Here is an 18,156-nt window from a genome sequence, read left to right as displayed (position 1 = left end):
TCAATTATTGTGCCATACCTAATTCGAAATGTTATTCAGTAATTGTTCTAAAGAATATTCATCTTGAACTAGTACCTGGCGAGCTTTACTTCCTTCAAATGGTCCAACGATTCCGGCAGCTTCTAATTGATCTACAATTCTTCCAGCGCGGTTGTAACCTATTGAGAATCTTCTTTGTATTCCAGATGTTGAACCTTGTTGCGAACTTACCACCAATCGGGCAGCTTCTTCGAATAAGGCATCCCGTTTTTGAAGGTCAATGTCTCCGGAGCTGCTTTCCGACGATTCCCCAACATATTCAGGTAACATTAAAGCAGTAGGGTAGGATTGCTGATCTTTAATAAAATCAGCAATTGCCTCTACTTCCGGAGTATCAACAAACGCACATTGTACACGCACCAAATCGCTACTTATTGAAACCAACATATCACCTCGTCCTATTAGTTGGTTGGCTCCCGGACTATCTAAAATCGTTCTTGAGTCAATCATTGAGGCCACCTTAAAGGCTATTCGCGCAGGGAAGTTGGCTTTAATGACACCCGTAATGATATTGGTAGAAGGTCTTTGTGTTGCAATAATCATATGGATTCCAATTGCACGAGCAAGCTGTGCAATTCTTGCTATTGGTGCTTCAACTTCTTTACCAGCAGTCATTATTAAATCGGCAAATTCATCAATTATAACAACAATATAAGGCAAGTATCTGTGTCCATTTTCTGGATTTAACTTCCTTTTGACAAACTTTGCATTATATTCCTTGATATTTCTCGCATGTGCTTTTTTTAGAAGATCATAACGAGAGTCCATTTCAATACATAAAGAATTTAGTGTAGTGATAACTTTGTGAATATCTGTAATGATTGGCTCCTCTTCATCAGGGAGTTTGGCCAGAAAATGTTTCTCAATAGTAGAATAAATGCTTAATTCAACCTTTTTGGGATCGATCAAAACAAATTTCAATTGAGAAGGGTGCTTTTTATATAGCAAGGAAGTAATAATTGCATTTAACCCAACCGATTTACCTTGTCCGGTAGCACCGGCAACCAAAAGGTGTGGCATCTTGGTCAGATCTAGGGTATAAGTTTCGTTAGAAATGGTTCTTCCTAATGCAACAGGAAGGGCAAATTTTGATTCCTGGAATTTTTTCGAAGCAATAATATTTTTCATCGATACAATTTCAGGAGTTCTGTTCGGAACTTCAATACCAATAGTTCCCTTTCCTGGAATTGGTGCAATAATACGAATGCCAAGTGCCGATAAGCTTAAAGCAATATCATCTTCCAGATTTTTGATTTTGGAAATGCGAACGCCAGGTGCCGGAACAATTTCGTATAAGGTTACAGTTGGACCAATTGTAGCCTTAATTTGTACAATCTCAATCTTATAGTGACGAAGGGTTTCAACAATTTTATTCTTATTGGATTCCAATTCTTCTTTGCTCACCACCGAATTGTTTATTTGGTGATCTTCCAACAAGTCGATTGTCGGAAACTTGTATCGGGAAAGATCCAGAGTTGGGTCAAAATCCTCCAGTGGTTCTTGATTAATCGGAACAGTCTCCTCTTGGGCACGTATGGTTTCGATTTTTAATTCTACATCATCGTCATTTGTTGCTTTCTCTGATTCCGACTCATCTATAGGATCTGATTGAATTTCTGGTTCGCTTGTTAAAATTACTTCAGGTTCGAAATTAACTTGTTCTTCTATTGATTGTTCATCTGTATTTAACTGCTTTGAATTTTCCTCGTTGATTTCTTCGAGTTTTCCACCTTTCTGGATTGGTGTTTCTGATTTTGCTTTTCTTTTCACTAATCTTTTAAAGAAAACAACTGTGTTTTTAAAACCGAATGTTAATATGCATAGCAGAGCTAATATTAAAAGGAATAAGGTTCCAACGCTTCCGACAATTGATACCAGCCATTCGCTAATAAAAAAACCATGAACCCCACCAAGAAAAAGAAAAGAATCGCTTGTAGAGTCAACAAAGACAAATGCCATTCCAATAGAGAACCATATACTAAAAAGTACAGTATATAGAATGCTTTTTCTAAGTGATTGGATTTTTACTCCCCAAGTGCGCAATGAAAGAACGAGCATCACATACAGAAAAGCAAATGATGCAATCCCAAATCCTTTGTTGATGAATAAATTTGAGAGATATGCTCCTGTTTTACCTGTCCAATTTTCAACCCGAATCTCAGAATCAGTAATCAGCTCAAGCCATCTGATATCAAGTTTACTTTGATCAGCACCTCCTGTAAAGAAAAAAGATACAAAGGCCAGACTTGTGTAGATGGTAAAAAGTGAAAGCCCAATTCCTATAATAAAGCGTGTTCTTTCGTCAGTTAAAAATTTAGGTTTTGAAAATATTTTTCTTCTGGATTTAGTTTTGGTATTTGATTTTTTTTTTGCAGCCATCCGTTTATTTTTCAGGGTGTTCAGTGTGTCACGCTGTTGCGAAATTTATGTAAAAGTAATAAAAATGGCTCGTAAATCCTCAACTTAAACCGTACTCGAAAGATAATTTTGTGCTAAATCATTTATAACTAATTGAAATCTACAAGATATTTTTTTAACGTGGCTTTATCTGAGATTATATAATCTTTTGGAACAACAAATTCTTCCGGATTGATTACTTCCAGACTGACATTTTCAGCAGTAAACCTTGTTTTAATTTTATTCATGGTAGTTTCAAATTCCAACAAAACACCTTTTATTTCATGAAGAGGGGTATTTCTGTTTGGATCAGCAAGACCAATTTCTTCTGTATACGAAACTTTAATAGGGTTTATTGTTTGATCTTTGAAAAAAAGCTTTGCCACTTTACAATCGTAACCTGCAATTGTTTTGGTTTCATCCAAATGCTTAATCTTTACAGGAGGTAATTGATTGTAAATAAAGGCTACTTCGTCCTTTGGGAACTCGTAATTATATTTCTTATCTAAAACCTTTAGCAGAATATGACTTTTTTCGCAATCGAAATTTGAAATGAACTTGGTACTAAAGAATCCTAAATAACCTACCGAGGTCAGGCTGATGTTATTTTCTTTAAAACGCAATTCTACATTATTGGGCAGAAGAGCAACGATTGGGTTTTCTTTTTCACAGGCTAAGTAACTCACATTGTATTTAATTATTCCTTCATCAACATTTTTTTGGTTTCCTGATCTATTATTGCAAGAATTTAAGATTAGTACTGATAAAAATATGATTACACTTAGCCTCATAAAGTAATTGGGTTAGATATAAATAATAATGCGTCTCTAGTTCATCAAGATTGCCTAAATGTAGGAAAACATCCTAGAATAAATGTTAAAAAATAAGCCTTGTTTTCTTAAGAGATTGAAAAATTTTACGAACATGGATATTTTTGGTTCTAAATCTGAAATTAATGTAGAAGCGTTTAAAATTAGAAAGGAGTAATATCTAAACATAACAGCAGTGTTTAATTGGATGTTTGCAAACGAGTGTTGTTTGGGTTTCAGTTCAGTTTGAATTTCATGATTTTAGGAGTTTTACTATTAAACAGTAAAGTAAATGCGTCTGTAATGCCTTGAAAAACAGAGTCTGAAAAAAAATCAAAAAAATGGAAAATTTCTTATTTTGTAATTTATTTTTTTAGTTTTGCAAACTAACAAGAAAAACATAAAGCAAAAAGTAATGAATAAATTAGCAGTTGTAGCTTTAGGAGGTAATGCCTTGCTTCGAGGCAATCAGAAAGGTACTGTTGAAGAGCAAAATGAAAATACAACAGATACTTTAGAAAATTTGATTTTTCTTATCAAAGAAGGATATGATATTGTTTTGGCTCATGGTAATGGTCCACAAGTTGGAAATATTCTAATGAGAAATGACGCAGGAGAGCAATTGTACAATATTCCTCAAATGCCCTTGGATATTGATGTTGCCGATTCGCAGGGCGGAATTGGATACATGATTGAACGTAACTTAAGAAATATCCTAAAGAAGCATGGTATCAAGAAGGATGTAATTACTTTGGTTACACAAGTCGTGGTCGATAAAGATGATCCAGCATTTGAAAATCCAACTAAACGTGTAGGGAAAATATATACCAAAGAGGAGGCTGATGTATTGAATGCTGATAAGGGTTGGATTTTTAAAGAAGAAGTAAAAGCTGATGGAGGATGGAGAAGAGTTGTTCCTTCGCCAAAACCAATGCGTGTGATGAACGAGGAGATTGTATCAAAACTTGCTCGTGAAGGCAATATCGTTATTACTGTTGGTGGTGGTGGTGTGCCTGTCTATGAGGATGTTGAAGGGCAAATTTGTCCTGTTGAAGGAGTAATTGATAAAGACTTGGCTTCTGCATTGATTGGTGCAAGAATTAAAGCTGATGAGTTTTATATTCTGACTGATGTGCCATATATCTACAAAAATTTCAAGCAGCCAAACGAAGAGGTTCTTGAATTCTTGAACTACGAAGATACTGTTGAATTACTGAAAGATGGACAGTTTGCAGAAGGTAGTATGGCCCCAAAAATCAGGGCTTGTCTTGAGTTTATTCAGAATGGAGGTAAGAAGTCAGTAATTACTGAAGCTACTAAGCTTGAAGACAGAAAGTATGGTAGTAAAATTACAATGGAGTACGAAAACTAAAATAAACTAAGAATCTTGTTTCTTTACTTTGTTATGTTGGTTCAAGATTCTACTTTTGACGAATATTTGTTTATACCTATAAAAAATTATAACAATGGCTTTCAATCTTAAAAACAGAAGTTTTTTGAAGCTTTTGGATTTTTCTCCAAAAGAAATTCAGTACATGTTGGATCTTGCAAGAGATTTAAAAAGAGCTAAATATGCTGGTAACGAGGTTCAAACCATGAAAGGTAAGAACATTGCTTTGATTTTTGAGAAGTCTTCTACTCGTACGCGTTGTGCCTTCGAAACAGCAGCTTACGATCAGGGAGCTCATGTAACTTATTTGGGACCTTCTGGATCTCAGATTGGTGTTAAAGAATCTATGGCTGATACTGCACGTGTTTTAGGTCGTATGTATGATGGTATTGAGTACCGTGGATTTGGTCAAACTGTTGTTGAAGAGTTAGCTAAGCATGCTGGTGTTCCTGTATGGAATGGTTTAACTGATGAATTTCACCCAACACAAATATTAGCTGATTTCCTTACAATGATGGAACATTGTGACAAACCATTACACCAAGTTTCTTTCGCTTATTTAGGTGATGCTAGAAACAATATGGCTAACTCATTAATGGTAGGTGCTGCTAAAATGGGTATGGATGTAAGAATTGTTGGACCTAAAAATCTTCACCCGGAAGAAGAATTGGTTGCTCAATGTCTTGAAATTGCTAAAGAAACGCGTGCGAAGGTTACTGTTACTGATAACACTGAAGAAGGTGTTAAAGGTTGTGATTTCTTATATACTGATGTTTGGGTATCAATGGGTGAGCCAGATGAAGTTTGGAAGGAGAGAATTGACTTGTTGAAACCATATCAGGTAAATAAAGAAACAATGGCTATGACCGGTAATGAAAAGTGTAAATTTATGCACTGTCTTCCTGCTTACCACAACAGAGAAACTAAGGTTGGTGAAGAAGTTTACCAGAAGTTTGGTATGGATGGTATCGAAGTTACTGAGGATGTTTTCGAATCTTCAGCGTCTATTGTATTTGATGAAGCAGAAAACCGTTTACATACTATTAAAGCTGTTATGGTTGCTACATTGGGAGCATAGCAACTTTAATTCGTAATATAAAAAAGGAGCAGATGTGTCTGTTCCTTTTTTTATGTGTTATGATATATTTTTTCATTAGTAGTGTAATAAAGTATAGCTTTTAAATGGTTTTCAATTTTTAAGATATGTTAGGTTTGTGTCTTTTGCAAATTGAATTCCTTTCTTATTTAGTTCCTTTTTAAAATCACAACCACTGCAACTTCCACCACCACAAGCTGATTTTTTCTGTTTTCGAATTAAACGTACAAACTGATAACAGGTGTATGCAACTGCATATAATATGATTAGATATGTTAAAATTAACTGCAAATTCATAGTTGAAAGATTAAATTTCCTAATTGATACACTGCAAATGAAACCATCCAAGCCAATGTGGTGGTATAAAATACAACAAATGCTGCCCACTTCCAATTTGCTTCTTTACCAATTGCTGCCACAACGGCTACACATGGAAAATAAATTAAAATAAAAATCAGAAATGAAAGAGCGGATAGGTTATTAAAAACCTTTTCTCCGGTTCGATAAGATCCTGTAAATTCTTGTTCTCTTAATTTATTTCTCAACCCTTCACTAGATTCGTCGCTGCCTTCACCTTCCTGGTAAAGCACACTCATTGTACTTACAACAACTTCTTTTGCAGCAATACCAGTTAGAATACTAACTGACATTTTCCAGTCAAAGCCTAGAGGATGAACCACCGGAGCTACAAATTGGCCAATTCTCCCTATGTAAGATTTTTCTTGTTTTTCTTCCAGTTTGTTGTTTTTTAAATTGGCAATGGTAGCATCGCTTTCTTGCTGGCAGAGCTTTATTTCAGAAGGATATGCTCCTTTTATCTTTGTGTCCAGATTTGCCTTAGTTTGTGCAATTAGCTGATCGTAATCTTTAGAATACTCAACTTCCATTGGAAAGTATCCCAATGCCCAAATAATAACAGATGCAATCAGAATTACTCCACCCATTTTTTTGAGATACTCAACTCCTTTACTCCACATGTGTCTTATTGTGGCTTTAAGAGTAGGCATTCTGTATGGAGGCAACTCCATAACAAATGGAGCTTCTTTTGATTTAAAGAAGCTGGCTTTAAAAATTTTTGCAAACAAAACAGCCAAAACAATTCCTAGCAAATAAATGCCAAAAAGAACAAGTGTGGCGTTCGCAGGGAAAAATGTACCAATAATTAGGATGTAAACGGGTAAACGAGCACTGCACGACATAAAAGGAATAATCATCATGGTAAGAATTCTGTCGTTTCTGTTTTCTAATGTTCTGGTCGCCATCATGGCGGGTACATTACATCCAAATCCCATAACCAATGGAATAAATGATTTGCCGTGTAAGCCTAGCTGATGCATTAATTTGTCCATAATAAATGCAGCTCGTGCCATGTACCCTGTGTCTTCCATAAAGGATATAAAGAAAAACAGGATTAAAATATTAGGCAGAAAAACAATTACACCGCCAACTCCGCCAATAATTCCATCAATTATTAGGTCTTTTAATGGACCTTCGGGCATTAAACTGTCAACCAGATTACCAAGTCCGTCAACACCTAATTCTATCCAACCCATTGGGTATTCGCCAAGATTAAATGTGGCAAAGAATGTGAGGTACATAAAGAACAGAAATATCGGAAAGCCAAATAGCTTATGAGTGATAAAAGAATCAATGAGTGTTGATTTTCTTCGCCTTTTCGATGGACTTTCTTTGTAGGTTTCTTTTAAAGCTCCTTCAATAAAACCATATTTCGAATCGGTAATAACGGTTTCACAGTCCTCGCCAAACTCTTTTTCAATTTTGCTTCTCTCTTTTTTTGCTTGTTCTTTTAAATCAAAGTGGTAATCACTATGCTGTATGATATGTTTTGCACTGTGGTCGTTTTCCAATAATTTAATCGCAAGGAATCTAGGCGACATGCTTGATGATAATCGTTCATCTTTATTTATATGATTTTGAATTTTTCCGATAGCACTCTCTACGTTTTTTCCATAATTAATGTGAATATGGCGAACAATAGGATCTTTTTCTTCATAAACATCAATCACTTTGTCGAAAAGCTCTTTTGTTCCCTTTCCTTTGGAACCTATTGTAGGAATAAAAGGGATTCCAAGCATTTTTGATAATACCATGTAATCAAATTCATCTCCAATTTTATTCAACTCATCATACATGTTTAAGGCAACAATTACCTTTATATCCATATCAATTAGCTGAGTTGTTAAATATAGGTTTCTCTCAAGGTTCGAAGCATCTACAACATTAATTACAACATCAGGACGCTCATTTAATATGTACTTTCGGACAAATAGTTCTTCGGGTGTATAAGCAGTTAAGGAATAAGTTCCAGGTAAATCGGTAACATCAAAATGATATCCGTTTTGTTTTACCTTAGCCTGTTTGGAATCAACTGTTACGCCGCTATAATTGCCCACATGTTCCTTGGATCCTGAAGCATGATTAAATAGTGTTGTTTTACCCGAGTTGGGGTTGCCTACCAGTGCAACATTTATTTTTTTTCCTTTTTCTTTTGTTGATATTTTTAAAGTCTCATCACTGAAGACTCCTTCAAATTCAGAAATCTTAACTTTACATGAATCTTTTTCAGTAATGATTTCAATAAGAGATGCTTCACTTCTTCGCAAGGAAACTTCATATCCCATTATTTCGTATTCAACGGGATCCTTTAAAGGGGCATTTTTAATAACAGTAACTTTTTTACCTTTTATAAAGCCCATTTCGGTAATTCTTTTGCGAAATGCACCGTGCCCATTTACTTTTGTAATTATTCCTTTTTGATTATCTGTTAACTCAGATAGCTTCATTCGTTCTTAATTTCCTTAAAACAATATTCTGCAAACAATCCAATTGACCTGTAAGCTTAGTGATTCTTACAAAGCCAATACAAAATCAATAACACCCTTCCTAAACGTGTGGTCAAACGTATAGGAAAAATTCATGATTCGCAATCCCTACTAATAGGTATTTTATAATAAACTTCTTGCTGTAATAGCTAATAAATATTTGGTGTGGTATGCTTGTTTGTTGTTTACTGGACTTAATAAAAATATGTCCTTGCGCAAAAGTAACGGTTTTGCTTTATTAATTAATACGATATTTAAAGAATCAAAAAAAAGCTGCTTTGATTTAAGCAGCTTTTTCTGTACGGGGAGTTGATTTTTATTCTGATAAATCTTCAAACTCAACATTTGAGTAGGCTTCAGTTTCTAGGCCATTAATTAACTCTGAGTTTGTATTTTCTTCGTTGGTTACGAAAATTTCTTCAACCTCTTTTGACTCACCATCGGCAGACTTGATAAAATCAAGAGCATCAAAAAGTCCTTCAGAGAATTTCTCGAAATCTTCTTTGTATAGGAATATTTTGTGCTTTTCGTAAGAATAATTTCCTTCTTTATCGAAACGTTTTTTGCTTTCAGTAATTGTTAAGTAATAGTCGTTTTTCCTTGTTGCCTTTACATCAAAGAAGTACGTTCTTTTTCCAGCCTTAACCGCAGTCGAAAATATTTCGTTGCGCTTTTTTTTTTCATATCCTCCTTTATTGTCGTAACCTTCCATTTCAAATAAATTTTTATTTATTCTGTTTATTATTTCCAAAAATAAAAAAATCTGAGTACTAATTGCTAAGAGTTAGCAATTTATTATCGAATAAGAGTAATTTAAATTCAGTATGCAAACCTTTTAAGTTGGGTATTATAGACTTAGCGTTCCTTGTTATATGTTAAAAATAGGACGCTTTGGTCTTTTATTTTTGAATCTGTTTTTTTGAGATTTACTTGCTGACTTACAAAAAAAGTCTAATTTTGCAGCCACAATAACAAATTTGTAAAAGTTCTTTAAGGATATGATTAGTAGAAGATTGCTTCGAGTTAAAGTACTGCAATTGTTGTATGCGTACTATAAGAATCAGGATCGCACAATTGCAAAAGCTGAAAAGGAATTATTTTTCAGTATTGGAAAAGCTTACGATTTGTATCATTATTTGCTTCTACTGATTGTAGAACTGGCATTTGTTTCAGAGAAAAGGATTGAAGCAGCTAAAGCTAAAATTATTCCTACACAAGAGGATCTTAATCCCAATACCAAGTTTATCGATAACAAAGTGATCAGACAATTGGCTGAGAATATCCAATTGAAAAGCTATGCTGAATCTAATACCATTACTTGGACGGATCAGGAAGATTACATTAGATTGTTATTTGATAAGTTGGTTAAATCTGATTTGTATATTAATTACATGAATGAAGAAGAGTCTTCGCATCAGGATGATAAAAAGTTTGTGGAGAAATTTTTTCAGACTTTAGTGGCGGCTGATGAAGATTTTTATTCCTTAATCGAAGAGAAAAGTATTTACTGGAATGATGAAGTTGAATTTGTCATCAGTATGGTAATCAAAACCATTAAAGGATTTAAGGAAAATGATGATAAGTACCACTCAATTATGTCTCTCTTTAAAGATGATGAGGATGAAGATTACGTGAAAACACTTTTCCGTAAAACAATCTTAAATCATACCGAGCATATGGAGATGATTCAAACGAACACAAAAAATTGGGATCTGGATCGAATTGCATTTATGGATATCCTTATTATGGAGTTAGCGCTTACTGAACTGAAAGAGTTTCCAAATGTGCCAGTGAAGGTTAGTTTTAACGAATATCTTGAAATAGCCAAATATTATAGCACATCTAATTCAAGTAATTTTATAAATGGTATACTTGACAAGTTGGTGAAAGAGTTAAAAGAAAACGGCAAAGTTAAGAAAGTTGGAAGAGGGCTTGTTGGAGAAGTGTAGTCTGAATTTTAACCGATAATTAAAATGCGCAGTTCTTTAGGATTGCGCATTTTCATGTTACATGATCCAATATGAATAAATTAGTCGATTTTTTTGTACTTTCGAGATCCGAAAATCAATGTATGAAAGAGATTAAATTTAAATATAGTAGTCGTTTAGGATTATCCGTTTTATTACTTTCTTTGCTGATTTTTGCTTGTGTCGGAAACTCTTCGAAGCAGGCTAATTCGAATCATCTTAAGCAATCAAAAAAAATAAAATCAGGCAAGTATCCTAAGTTTGAGTTTACTAAAGAATTACATAAATTTGGGAAGATTTCGGAAGGAGAAATCGGGGTTTGTGATTTCTACTTTAAAAATGTAGGAGAAAATGACCTGATCATTAGAAATATTGAAAGTGGATGCGGGTGTGCTAGTTTTCAATGGAAGAAAAAGCCTATTAAAGTAGGTGAGGAATCGAAAATTACCATTGAGTTCAATTCAAAAGGACGACATGGTAAACAATACAAGACAATTACCATTTACAGCAATACATTACAAAAAAAGAAAAAGCTGATTATAACAGCTGATGTGGAATAACTATTTGAATGATTTGTAATTTTTAAAATAAATCGGTCGAAAGACCATTAAATTTGGATTGAAATGAATATGCTAAACATCTTATTGATGACTCAGCCTGCAGAAGGTCAAAACCCTTATGGCTCTTTCATTATGCTTGCGTTAATTATCGTAGTTTTTTATTTCTTCATGATTCGTCCTCAGATGAAAAAACAGAAAGAATTAAGAAAATTTCGCGAAGAATTGAAAAAGGGTGATAAAATTGTAACTACTGGAGGTATTTACGGAAAAGTACTAGAGATTCAGGAACGTACGATTATTATGGAAGTTGAAGGTCAAAACCGTTTAAAAGTTGATAAAGCTGCGGTTGTTAAAGATATGGGTGACGTTGCTCAAAAATAATTTATCTAGCTGTGCCTAAATAGGGCACAGCTTTTCTAAACTTTAAGAACCTTGAAAAAGATTGATCTTCAGAAACTAAAAGGATATTTTAACAAAGAAAAAATAACATCGAACAAAAAACTCTTGGTGTATTTGTTCTTTGTTGGTTTATCAACTATATTTTGGTTTTTGAATGCGCTGAGTAAAGAATATACAACAAGTATTAATTATCCGGTGTATTATATGAATTTTCCCAAGGACAAGGTGTTGACCAATGATCTTCCCGAAAAATTACATTTGCGTGTAAATGCCTATGGTTTTGATCTGTTTCGTTACAAATTTAGCACAGCTTTTTTATCAAATCCTTTCGACGTAAACAACTATACCAACAATAGAATTGAAGGAAGCTCACAGATTACCTATAATTTGCTTACTTCAAATATTCAAGGCAGAATTCAACAAGAACTTTCCACTGGTATTCGTTTGGAAACTATCAGTCCCGATACAATCAAATTTGAATTTTCTCCAATTTTGGAAAAAAAAATACCCGTAATTCTAGATTTAAATCTAAATTTCGAGCAACAGTTTATGCAAGCTGGTGCAGTTCTTCCCGAGTTTGATAGCGTATTGGTAAACGGTCCCCAATCCATGCTCGATTCGGTGCATGCTGCTAAAACTGAGCAGTTAAAATTATCTGGCTTGAACAAAAGTGTTGAGAAGCAAATTGACTTCATCAAGATTGAAGGACTTAGTTATTCTCCTAAAAAGATTAAAGTGAGTATACCAGTTGAGCGATTTACAGAGGCAAATAAAAACATACCAATTAAAGTAGATAATTTACCTGATTCTGTTTTGTTGAGATTGTTTCCTGCGGATGTGAAACTATCTTACTTTGTGGGGCTAAATAAATATGAAAATATTACTGAGGATCATTTTGATGCAAGAGTTGATTATTTGGACGCTGTGCGTGGGGATGGAAATAAATTAAAGGTAGAGCTTAAGTGCAATCCCGATTTTGTTTCCAATGTGAGATTTTATCCTCAAGCTGTTACGTTCCTGATTGAGAAACGCAACTCGATGCAATAAGAATATACCATGCTTAAAATTGGTTTAACTGGCGGAATTGGCACCGGAAAATCTATGGTGGCCGAAGTATTTAAATTGTTGCAGATTCCTGTATATGTTTCTGATATGGAGGCCAAGCATCTAATGGTGCAAAGTAATGAAATCAGAAATCAGTTGATCGAAAAATTTGGCACAGAGGTTTACCATCATGATTTATCACTAAATCGAAAATATCTTTCAGGTCTTATTTTTAATAACCCCCATGCACTTCAAGATGTGAATGCGATTGTTCATCCCGTTGTTAGAAAGCATTTTCAAGAATGGAGCGAAAAACAGCAATCGCCATTTGTAATTCAGGAATCAGCAATACTATTCGATACAGGCTTGTATAAAAACTTCGATAAGATAATTTGCGTTACAGCGGATGAAGAAATAAGAATTCAACGTGTGATGAAACGCGATGGTATGGATGCTAAAGCGGTTAAAGGACGAATGAAAAATCAGCTTAGCGAAAGTGATAAAATAGAAAAATCGGATTTTGTGATTTATAACAATTCAGAGCTAATTCTTCCTCAAATCATGAAAATTCATGATGAATTGCTGATTTTATCATGACCGTGAATCCAAGCTGTTAAACTTTGTTAAGGTTTTGCGATAAATCTGTTAATCATTCTTAATAATACTATCTTTAGGGCTTTCTGGGATAATTTACCAGATTTCTTTAATGATTAAAATGAATTGCCACTTATGGGTAAATATGGAAAATGGATAGCCGGAGGATTGGGTTGGGCTTTTTTAGGACCACTTGGTGGGGTGATTGGATACCTTGTAGGATCAGCTTTTGATACAATTGAAATTGAAAGCGGGAGGGTTGCAGGTCAAACACGTCAGGGGGATTTTCTTATGAGTTTGTTAGTACTTGCGGGGGGAGTTATGAAAGCCGACGGTAAAGTGCTTCGCTCGGAACTGGATTACGTAAAAGCCAATTTGGTGAAAAGCTTTGGTGTTGGAAGAGCTACCGAGGCGGTAGGAATGTTGAAAGATATCTTAAAACAAAACATTCCGGTTGAAGACGTTTGCAGACAAGTACAAGCAAATCTTGATTATTCGTCCAGATTGCAGTTGATGCATTTCTTGTTTGGGATTGCACAGGCTGACGGATCTGTTTCGAGTGCAGAGCAAGCCCTCATTGATAAAATATCTTACTATTTGGGGATTCAAGGAAATGATTATTCTTCCATAAAGTCCATGTTTGTTCAGGATACAGATTCAAGTTATAAGATTCTTGGATTAACAAAGGATGCAACGGATGACGAAATCAAGAAGGCGTACAAAAAAATGGCTGTAAAATATCATCCTGATAAGGTTAGTTACCTGGGAGAAGATGTTCAGGAGGCTGCTAAAGAAAAATTTCAGAAGGTGAACGAAGCCTTCGAGAAAATTAAAAAGGAGCGAGGTTTTGCTTAATTTGAAATCAACCCAACTATTTTTAGCCAAATAATTTTATATAATACAATGGAATTATAAATTTGTGCTTCCAAAATTAAAAAATGAAACTATGTTGAAAGGAATATTAGCAATATCAGGACATTCAGGTCTTTTTAAAATGGTGTCGAATGCAAAAAATGCAATAATCGTTGAATCGTTGGTTGACAAGAAGAGAATGCCAGCTTATGCAACTTCAAAAATTAGTGCTTTGGAAGATATCGCAATTTTCACCGATGAAGGAGATGTGCCTTTGGCTGACGTTTTTAAAAGCATTAAAGAGAAAGAAAACGGAGGAAAAGCAATTAGCCATAAAGCCTCAGGAAATGAATTGAAAGGATATATGGAAGAAATTTTACCCAATTACGACGAAGATAGAGTGTATGTGTCAGATATGAAGAAAGTATTCCAATGGTACAATCTTTTGCAAGAAAATAACTTGCTCGAGAATCTTGACAAAGAGGAAGAAGTTGAAAGTGCCGAAGACTAGAGCTCAGTCTAAATAATTACAAACCGTCTTAATTTTTTAAGGCGTTTTTTTTGCTGAACTAAAATTTTCCAGAACTAGTTAATTGTTGTAAGTCATATCAATTTAAATTCTTTGTTATGGAATCGGTTAATATAGTGCTACGAAAATGGCAAAAAAGTGATGAAGATAGTTTGGTAAAATACGCCGACAATTCGGCTGTAGCCAGATTCTTGAAGGATAGTTTTCCTAAACCATACACTTACACTGATGCTGTGCATTGGATCTATTTTGCAAACAGAAATATTGATTCCTATAATTTGGCAATTACACTTAAAGATGTGGTGATTGGTGCAATTGGGGTGGAAAGCCAAAAGGATGTTTATCGAAAATCGGCTGAATTAGGATATTGGTTGGGTGAGGAATATTGGAATAAGGGAATAATGACCAATGTGGTGAAAGAGATGGTTGAATTAGCCTTTCAAAATATCCCAATTGTTCGTTTATGTATTCTCAGAGAATAAAGCCTCTTGTATTGTTTTTTGGGAAAAGCAGGATTTGAGCTTGAATCTGTACAGAAATCAGCCATTTATAAAAATGGACATTTTATGGATCAGATGGTTTATGCAGTTGTGAGGGATTGAATCGGATTTTAAGCTGCTGTATTAAACTTAGTTCGATTAAAAATGTTTGCCACAGAAAATCAGTGCAAATTGTGACAATATTTTTTGTCGAACTAAGTTTTTTTAGTATGAACTGAAAGATAGAGGTGTAAGATCTTGCGTCTCTAAATAAATTGACTATTTCCCATCGAAAATGATATTGTACGATTCCCAGAATTTTTTGTCGTACGGCATATTCTCATAATAAGCTCTTTTTTCAATTACTTCCGGATTTTCGGTGTTTATCTTAGTAATTAACATTTCTGTATTGATATCAAGCGATTTTGAAATACCAGTTTCTTTTTCTTTCAGTTTGTGATGACGTTTGTAATTTACATAGCTCAAATAATATCTGCCGGAATGCTGCTTGTAGGTAACGCTAAAATCATACTCAATTTTTAAAGGCTTCCATTTTTGACGATTTTCATTCACATAAAAACTTCTTCCTTGGGGAGAATAGTTGGTAGCAACAACCTTAGTTTCGTTCTTAATAACCGCGTAATCGTTGGTTTTGATGTATAACTTACCTGAATAGCTTTTGGCATAGTAATCTCCTGTATTGCTTAGCATCGGTCGTTTACTTTTGTAGCTAATTACCCATATCGAATCATTTTCATATTCTGTAATCTGATCCAATTTTAAATCGTAAAAGCCAACATGGTTACCATTTAAAATATTGCCACGACTTCTTACGATATCCATCTCTAGCAATTCATCCAAAAATGTTGATCCATCGGCTAAAGAAGCTGGTTCAAAGTTTTTTCTCACCTGAAGAAACTTGTAGCTGCGCTCTTTAAAAACCTGGTAAGCATCGGCACGCTGATAACCTTTGTCATCGTAAATTCTTACTGCAGCTTCACGCAATCTATTCAGTTTTTTATTTTCAAATCTCTCCGATTTATAATAAACATCGTAGTTGAAAGGCGTTTGAAGATAATTGTCGGGAATTCGCTCTAAAGCTGTTTTTATTCTTTTTTGCAAAACAAGTGATTCTGCCATTACCTCAACCTCTTTAATGCTATAATTTTTAGGTGTTAATACAATCTGGAGGGTGTCTTGCGATACACAATCGGCAACCTTAGCTGTAAATGTAGAAAACCCAACTGCTGAAGCCTGAATCATTCTTTCGCGATATTTGCCTGGAATCTTAAATTCAAAAATCCCGTCTAAATTCGATGCAGCACCAATGTACGATCCAATTACACCAACATTTGCAAATGGAATGGGTTCATTGTTTTGTTTATTGCTAAGCTTTCCAACAATTTTAATAATACTCGAATTGTTTTGTTTGCTGTCATTTTCCTGCGAAAAACTCGTAAGTGAGAATGCACAAAGCATTATAATTATTAATTTAAATCTTTGCATGATATGTAGGATTGATTTTTTAGATATTAACTTCACTTTTCTCATTTAGCAATTTTTTTGCCAAATCTATTTTTATAGTACTTTATATTTGTCTCGCCCCTTTTGGCTTGATTATATTTTATATTATTTACAGGGCTTTGCCCTTGTGCTTTTAAATTATCGCTCCTACAGAGCTTAAATGGAAACCATAAATCCATTGGATAATCTCGAAATACATACAAAGATATGTTAATATAGATGCTAGAAAAGAGAATTAGGAGATTATCCCTTTAAAAAATGTTAATTTTATCTGGAAATGTTTATTTTTTGTTGAATAAAAAATATCTTCGCTTGTAATTCTGTTTGAGTGATTCATTAATTAGCTACGAAATTAAAAATATAACCAGATGAAAAGTAAATTGCTTGTTCTGTCTTTGGCATCTTTGATGCTTACTTCATGTGTTGTTTCTAAAAAGAAATATGAAGAACTTGAGTACGCAAAGCGTCGAAGTGATGCAAAAGTATCGGCCTTGGACAAAGAAAATTCGAAAAAGAAAAAGCAAATCAATGAGTTAAACTCTAAGCTGGATAAAACTTTAGCTGAGTTTAACGAAATGAAAAATAGCATGGCAGAAAGCAATGCAAAAAAAAATACTGAAATTGATGAGTTGAGTACCGAATTAATGGGACTGGCATCGGATACTACCGCCTTAAAGTTGCGACTACAAGAAACTTTGGGTAAATACCACGATCTGATTAATCAGAATAGTAGCAACGAAGGAGCCATTGCTAATCTTAAAAGGCAAATAAAAAGCTTAAAATCCGATTCTACCAAATTGGCACAAGATATAAAAGAGGCTGGTGTTGAGGCTAAATGGGACAAGAAAAAACTCGAAACTGAGAAGCAAAAATCGAACGAAGCTGTTGCCGCAAAAGAGCAAGAAATTAAAGCCTTAATGGAGCAAATTAAAGAAAAGGATGGCAAGCTGGGATGGCTTCGTAAAGAGAAAAATAGATTGGAAGAGGAGCTTGAATTCATGACCAATCAAAGAAATCTATTCGAGAAACAATACGAAAAGGCAACAGGAAAGAAATAGTATGTAAATGTCCTAAAAAATATAAAACATGAATCACTGTATAAGATTTGGAGATGCATGGTTTTGTTATTCTGCATATGCAGAAAGGAAAGCCTTCTGTTAAAAGTATATCTATATATCTTGATTTAATAGATCTTAATTTTTAGATTTGCAGGCATGGAAGTTTTATTGATATCATTGGTTGTGATTGCCGCAATTGCATTCTTTTCTACCTGGATTGGACAAAAACTAAGGGCTCTTAAAGGGGAGGTTGAAGAGGAGCAAAAAGTGGAACCAATGGAAGAATGTTGTGGTGCGCATGAAATTTGCGAAACCGACATCCTGAATAAAATGTCTGAGGAGATCATCTATTACGAAGACGAAGAATTAGATGCTTACAAAAATTACGAGGAGAACGACTACAACGACGATCAGATTGATGAATTTCGTGAGGTATTATACAGCTTAAGAGAAAATGAAATTGCAGGTTGGATGAGAAGCTTAGAGCTTCGTAAAATTGAATTACCATCTGTAATTAAATCAGAAGTAGTTTTTATGCTTGTGAAATAAAAGTTCAACCAATACACATATATACCG

18 protein-coding genes are annotated in these 18,156 nt (G+C 34.3%); 12 read left to right on the top strand and 6 right to left on the bottom strand.

The window, feature by feature from the left end:
• Window positions 1-18: 18 nt before the first annotated feature.
• Together ACO05S_RS02330 and ACO05S_RS02325 are read right to left on the bottom strand one after the other, a co-directional pair.
• Entirely contained in the window at window positions 19-2,418 is a 2,400-nt protein-coding gene (locus tag ACO05S_RS02330) for a DNA translocase FtsK 4TM domain-containing protein (protein ID WP_421919937.1), read from the bottom strand.
• 128 nt (window positions 2,419-2,546) lie between these two features.
• Entirely contained in the window at window positions 2,547-3,227 is a 681-nt protein-coding gene (locus ACO05S_RS02325) for a hypothetical protein (RefSeq protein ID WP_421919936.1), read from the bottom strand.
• 433 nt (window positions 3,228-3,660) lie between these two features.
• Here ACO05S_RS02325 and arcC point away from each other — a divergent pair, with 433 nt between their 5' ends.
• Window positions 3,661-4,617: a carbamate kinase gene (gene arcC / locus ACO05S_RS02320; RefSeq protein WP_421919935.1), complete on the top strand. Its 957-nt coding sequence runs from the start codon at window positions 3,661-3,663 to the stop codon at window positions 4,615-4,617.
• A gap of 94 nt (window positions 4,618-4,711) precedes the next feature.
• Window positions 4,712-5,713, top strand: coding sequence for an ornithine carbamoyltransferase (locus ACO05S_RS02315; RefSeq protein ID WP_421919934.1), 1,002 nt, complete (start codon window positions 4,712-4,714; stop codon window positions 5,711-5,713).
• A gap of 111 nt (window positions 5,714-5,824) precedes the next feature.
• Here ACO05S_RS02315 and ACO05S_RS02310 read toward each other — a convergent pair whose 3' ends face one another.
• The 3 genes from ACO05S_RS02310 to ACO05S_RS02300 all read right to left on the bottom strand — a co-directional run bounded on the left by ACO05S_RS02310 (window position 5,825) and on the right by ACO05S_RS02300 (window position 9,286).
• Window positions 5,825-6,028, bottom strand: a complete 204-nt coding sequence (locus ACO05S_RS02310; protein WP_421919933.1) for a FeoB-associated Cys-rich membrane protein — start codon at window positions 6,026-6,028, stop codon at window positions 5,825-5,827.
• Window positions 6,025-8,535 (bottom strand): ferrous iron transport protein B, encoded by a 2,511-nt coding sequence (gene feoB, locus ACO05S_RS02305; protein WP_421919932.1) that lies wholly within the window; start codon window positions 8,533-8,535, stop codon window positions 6,025-6,027. Before feoB ends, ACO05S_RS02310 begins: the two co-directional genes overlap by 4 nt.
• A 355-nt stretch (window positions 8,536-8,890) precedes the next feature.
• Window positions 8,891-9,286, bottom strand: coding sequence for a DUF3276 family protein (locus ACO05S_RS02300; protein WP_421919931.1), 396 nt, complete (start codon window positions 9,284-9,286; stop codon window positions 8,891-8,893).
• Window positions 9,287-9,572: 286 nt separating this feature from the next.
• Between ACO05S_RS02300 and nusB the strand changes: the two genes are divergently transcribed.
• The 8 genes from nusB to ACO05S_RS02260 all read left to right on the top strand — a co-directional run bounded on the left by nusB (window position 9,573) and on the right by ACO05S_RS02260 (window position 15,001).
• A complete protein-coding gene (gene nusB, locus ACO05S_RS02295) occupies window positions 9,573-10,523 on the top strand; it encodes a transcription antitermination factor NusB (protein ID WP_421919930.1) in 951 nt (316 codons plus the stop codon).
• Between the two features lie 122 nt (window positions 10,524-10,645).
• On the top strand, window positions 10,646-11,101 hold the full coding sequence (locus ACO05S_RS02290) for a DUF1573 domain-containing protein (RefSeq protein ID WP_421919929.1): 456 nt from the start codon (window positions 10,646-10,648) through the stop codon (window positions 11,099-11,101).
• Window positions 11,102-11,164: 63 nt separating this feature from the next.
• Complete coding sequence (gene yajC / locus ACO05S_RS02285) at window positions 11,165-11,482, top strand: preprotein translocase subunit YajC (protein WP_421919928.1); 318 nt, start codon at window positions 11,165-11,167, stop codon at window positions 11,480-11,482.
• 51 nt (window positions 11,483-11,533) lie between these two features.
• A complete protein-coding gene (locus ACO05S_RS02280; RefSeq protein WP_421919927.1) occupies window positions 11,534-12,547 on the top strand; it encodes a CdaR family protein in 1,014 nt (337 codons plus the stop codon).
• A 9-nt stretch (window positions 12,548-12,556) separates the two neighbouring features.
• Entirely contained in the window at window positions 12,557-13,141 is a 585-nt protein-coding gene (gene coaE / locus ACO05S_RS02275) for a dephospho-CoA kinase (RefSeq protein WP_421919926.1), read from the top strand.
• A gap of 132 nt (window positions 13,142-13,273) precedes the next feature.
• The gene (locus ACO05S_RS02270) at window positions 13,274-13,993 is read left to right on the top strand and encodes a TerB family tellurite resistance protein (RefSeq protein WP_421919925.1); all 720 of its coding nucleotides are present in this window, start codon (window positions 13,274-13,276) and stop codon (window positions 13,991-13,993) included.
• Between the two features lie 91 nt (window positions 13,994-14,084).
• Window positions 14,085-14,501, top strand: coding sequence for a DUF5606 domain-containing protein (locus ACO05S_RS02265; protein WP_421919924.1), 417 nt, complete (start codon window positions 14,085-14,087; stop codon window positions 14,499-14,501).
• A 116-nt stretch (window positions 14,502-14,617) separates the two neighbouring features.
• Entirely contained in the window at window positions 14,618-15,001 is a 384-nt protein-coding gene (locus tag ACO05S_RS02260) for a GNAT family N-acetyltransferase (RefSeq protein WP_421919923.1), read from the top strand.
• A gap of 276 nt (window positions 15,002-15,277) precedes the next feature.
• Here the strand turns inward: ACO05S_RS02260 and ACO05S_RS02255 are convergent, their stop codons facing one another.
• Window positions 15,278-16,504, bottom strand: coding sequence for a carboxypeptidase-like regulatory domain-containing protein (locus tag ACO05S_RS02255; RefSeq protein ID WP_421919922.1), 1,227 nt, complete (start codon window positions 16,502-16,504; stop codon window positions 15,278-15,280).
• A gap of 386 nt (window positions 16,505-16,890) precedes the next feature.
• Between ACO05S_RS02255 and ACO05S_RS02250 the strand changes: the two genes are divergently transcribed.
• Together ACO05S_RS02250 and ACO05S_RS02245 are read left to right on the top strand one after the other, a co-directional pair.
• Entirely contained in the window at window positions 16,891-17,580 is a 690-nt protein-coding gene (locus tag ACO05S_RS02250; RefSeq protein WP_421919921.1) for a hypothetical protein, read from the top strand.
• A 156-nt stretch (window positions 17,581-17,736) separates the two neighbouring features.
• A complete protein-coding gene (locus ACO05S_RS02245; protein WP_421919920.1) occupies window positions 17,737-18,129 on the top strand; it encodes a hypothetical protein in 393 nt (130 codons plus the stop codon).
• Window positions 18,130-18,156: the final 27 nt, after the last annotated feature.

The organism is Marinifilum sp., assembly GCF_965230805.1.
Classification (GTDB): Bacteria; Bacteroidota; Bacteroidia; order Bacteroidales; family Marinifilaceae; genus Marinifilum.
This window is presented reverse-complemented; position numbering and strand designations above follow the sequence as displayed.

Bases quoted from the DNA above. Each gene is read 5' to 3' on its own strand.
- coaE (WP_421919926.1), top strand. From the start codon at position 12,557: ATGCTTAAAATTGGTTTAACTGGCGGAATTGGCACCGGAAAATCTATG.
- ACO05S_RS02330 (WP_421919937.1), bottom strand. From the start codon at position 2,418: ATGGCTGCAAAAAAAAAATCAAATACCAAAACTAAATCCAGAAGAAAA.
- arcC (WP_421919935.1), top strand. From the start codon at position 3,661: ATGAATAAATTAGCAGTTGTAGCTTTAGGAGGTAATGCCTTGCTTCGA.
- yajC (WP_421919928.1), top strand. From the start codon at position 11,165: ATGAATATGCTAAACATCTTATTGATGACTCAGCCTGCAGAAGGTCAA.
- feoB (WP_421919932.1), bottom strand. From the start codon at position 8,535: ATGAAGCTATCTGAGTTAACAGATAATCAAAAAGGAATAATTACAAAA.
- ACO05S_RS02325 (WP_421919936.1), bottom strand. From the start codon at position 3,227: ATGAGGCTAAGTGTAATCATATTTTTATCAGTACTAATCTTAAATTCT.
- ACO05S_RS02290 (WP_421919929.1), top strand. From the start codon at position 10,646: ATGAAAGAGATTAAATTTAAATATAGTAGTCGTTTAGGATTATCCGTT.
- ACO05S_RS02310 (WP_421919933.1), bottom strand. From the start codon at position 6,028: ATGAATTTGCAGTTAATTTTAACATATCTAATCATATTATATGCAGTT.
- ACO05S_RS02315 (WP_421919934.1), top strand. From the start codon at position 4,712: ATGGCTTTCAATCTTAAAAACAGAAGTTTTTTGAAGCTTTTGGATTTT.
- ACO05S_RS02300 (WP_421919931.1), bottom strand. From the start codon at position 9,286: ATGGAAGGTTACGACAATAAAGGAGGATATGAAAAAAAAAAGCGCAAC.
- ACO05S_RS02250 (WP_421919921.1), top strand. From the start codon at position 16,891: ATGAAAAGTAAATTGCTTGTTCTGTCTTTGGCATCTTTGATGCTTACT.
- ACO05S_RS02270 (WP_421919925.1), top strand. From the start codon at position 13,274: ATGGGTAAATATGGAAAATGGATAGCCGGAGGATTGGGTTGGGCTTTT.
- ACO05S_RS02245 (WP_421919920.1), top strand. From the start codon at position 17,737: ATGGAAGTTTTATTGATATCATTGGTTGTGATTGCCGCAATTGCATTC.
- nusB (WP_421919930.1), top strand. From the start codon at position 9,573: ATGATTAGTAGAAGATTGCTTCGAGTTAAAGTACTGCAATTGTTGTAT.
- ACO05S_RS02260 (WP_421919923.1), top strand. From the start codon at position 14,618: ATGGAATCGGTTAATATAGTGCTACGAAAATGGCAAAAAAGTGATGAA.
- ACO05S_RS02255 (WP_421919922.1), bottom strand. From the start codon at position 16,504: ATGCAAAGATTTAAATTAATAATTATAATGCTTTGTGCATTCTCACTT.
- ACO05S_RS02265 (WP_421919924.1), top strand. From the start codon at position 14,085: ATGTTGAAAGGAATATTAGCAATATCAGGACATTCAGGTCTTTTTAAA.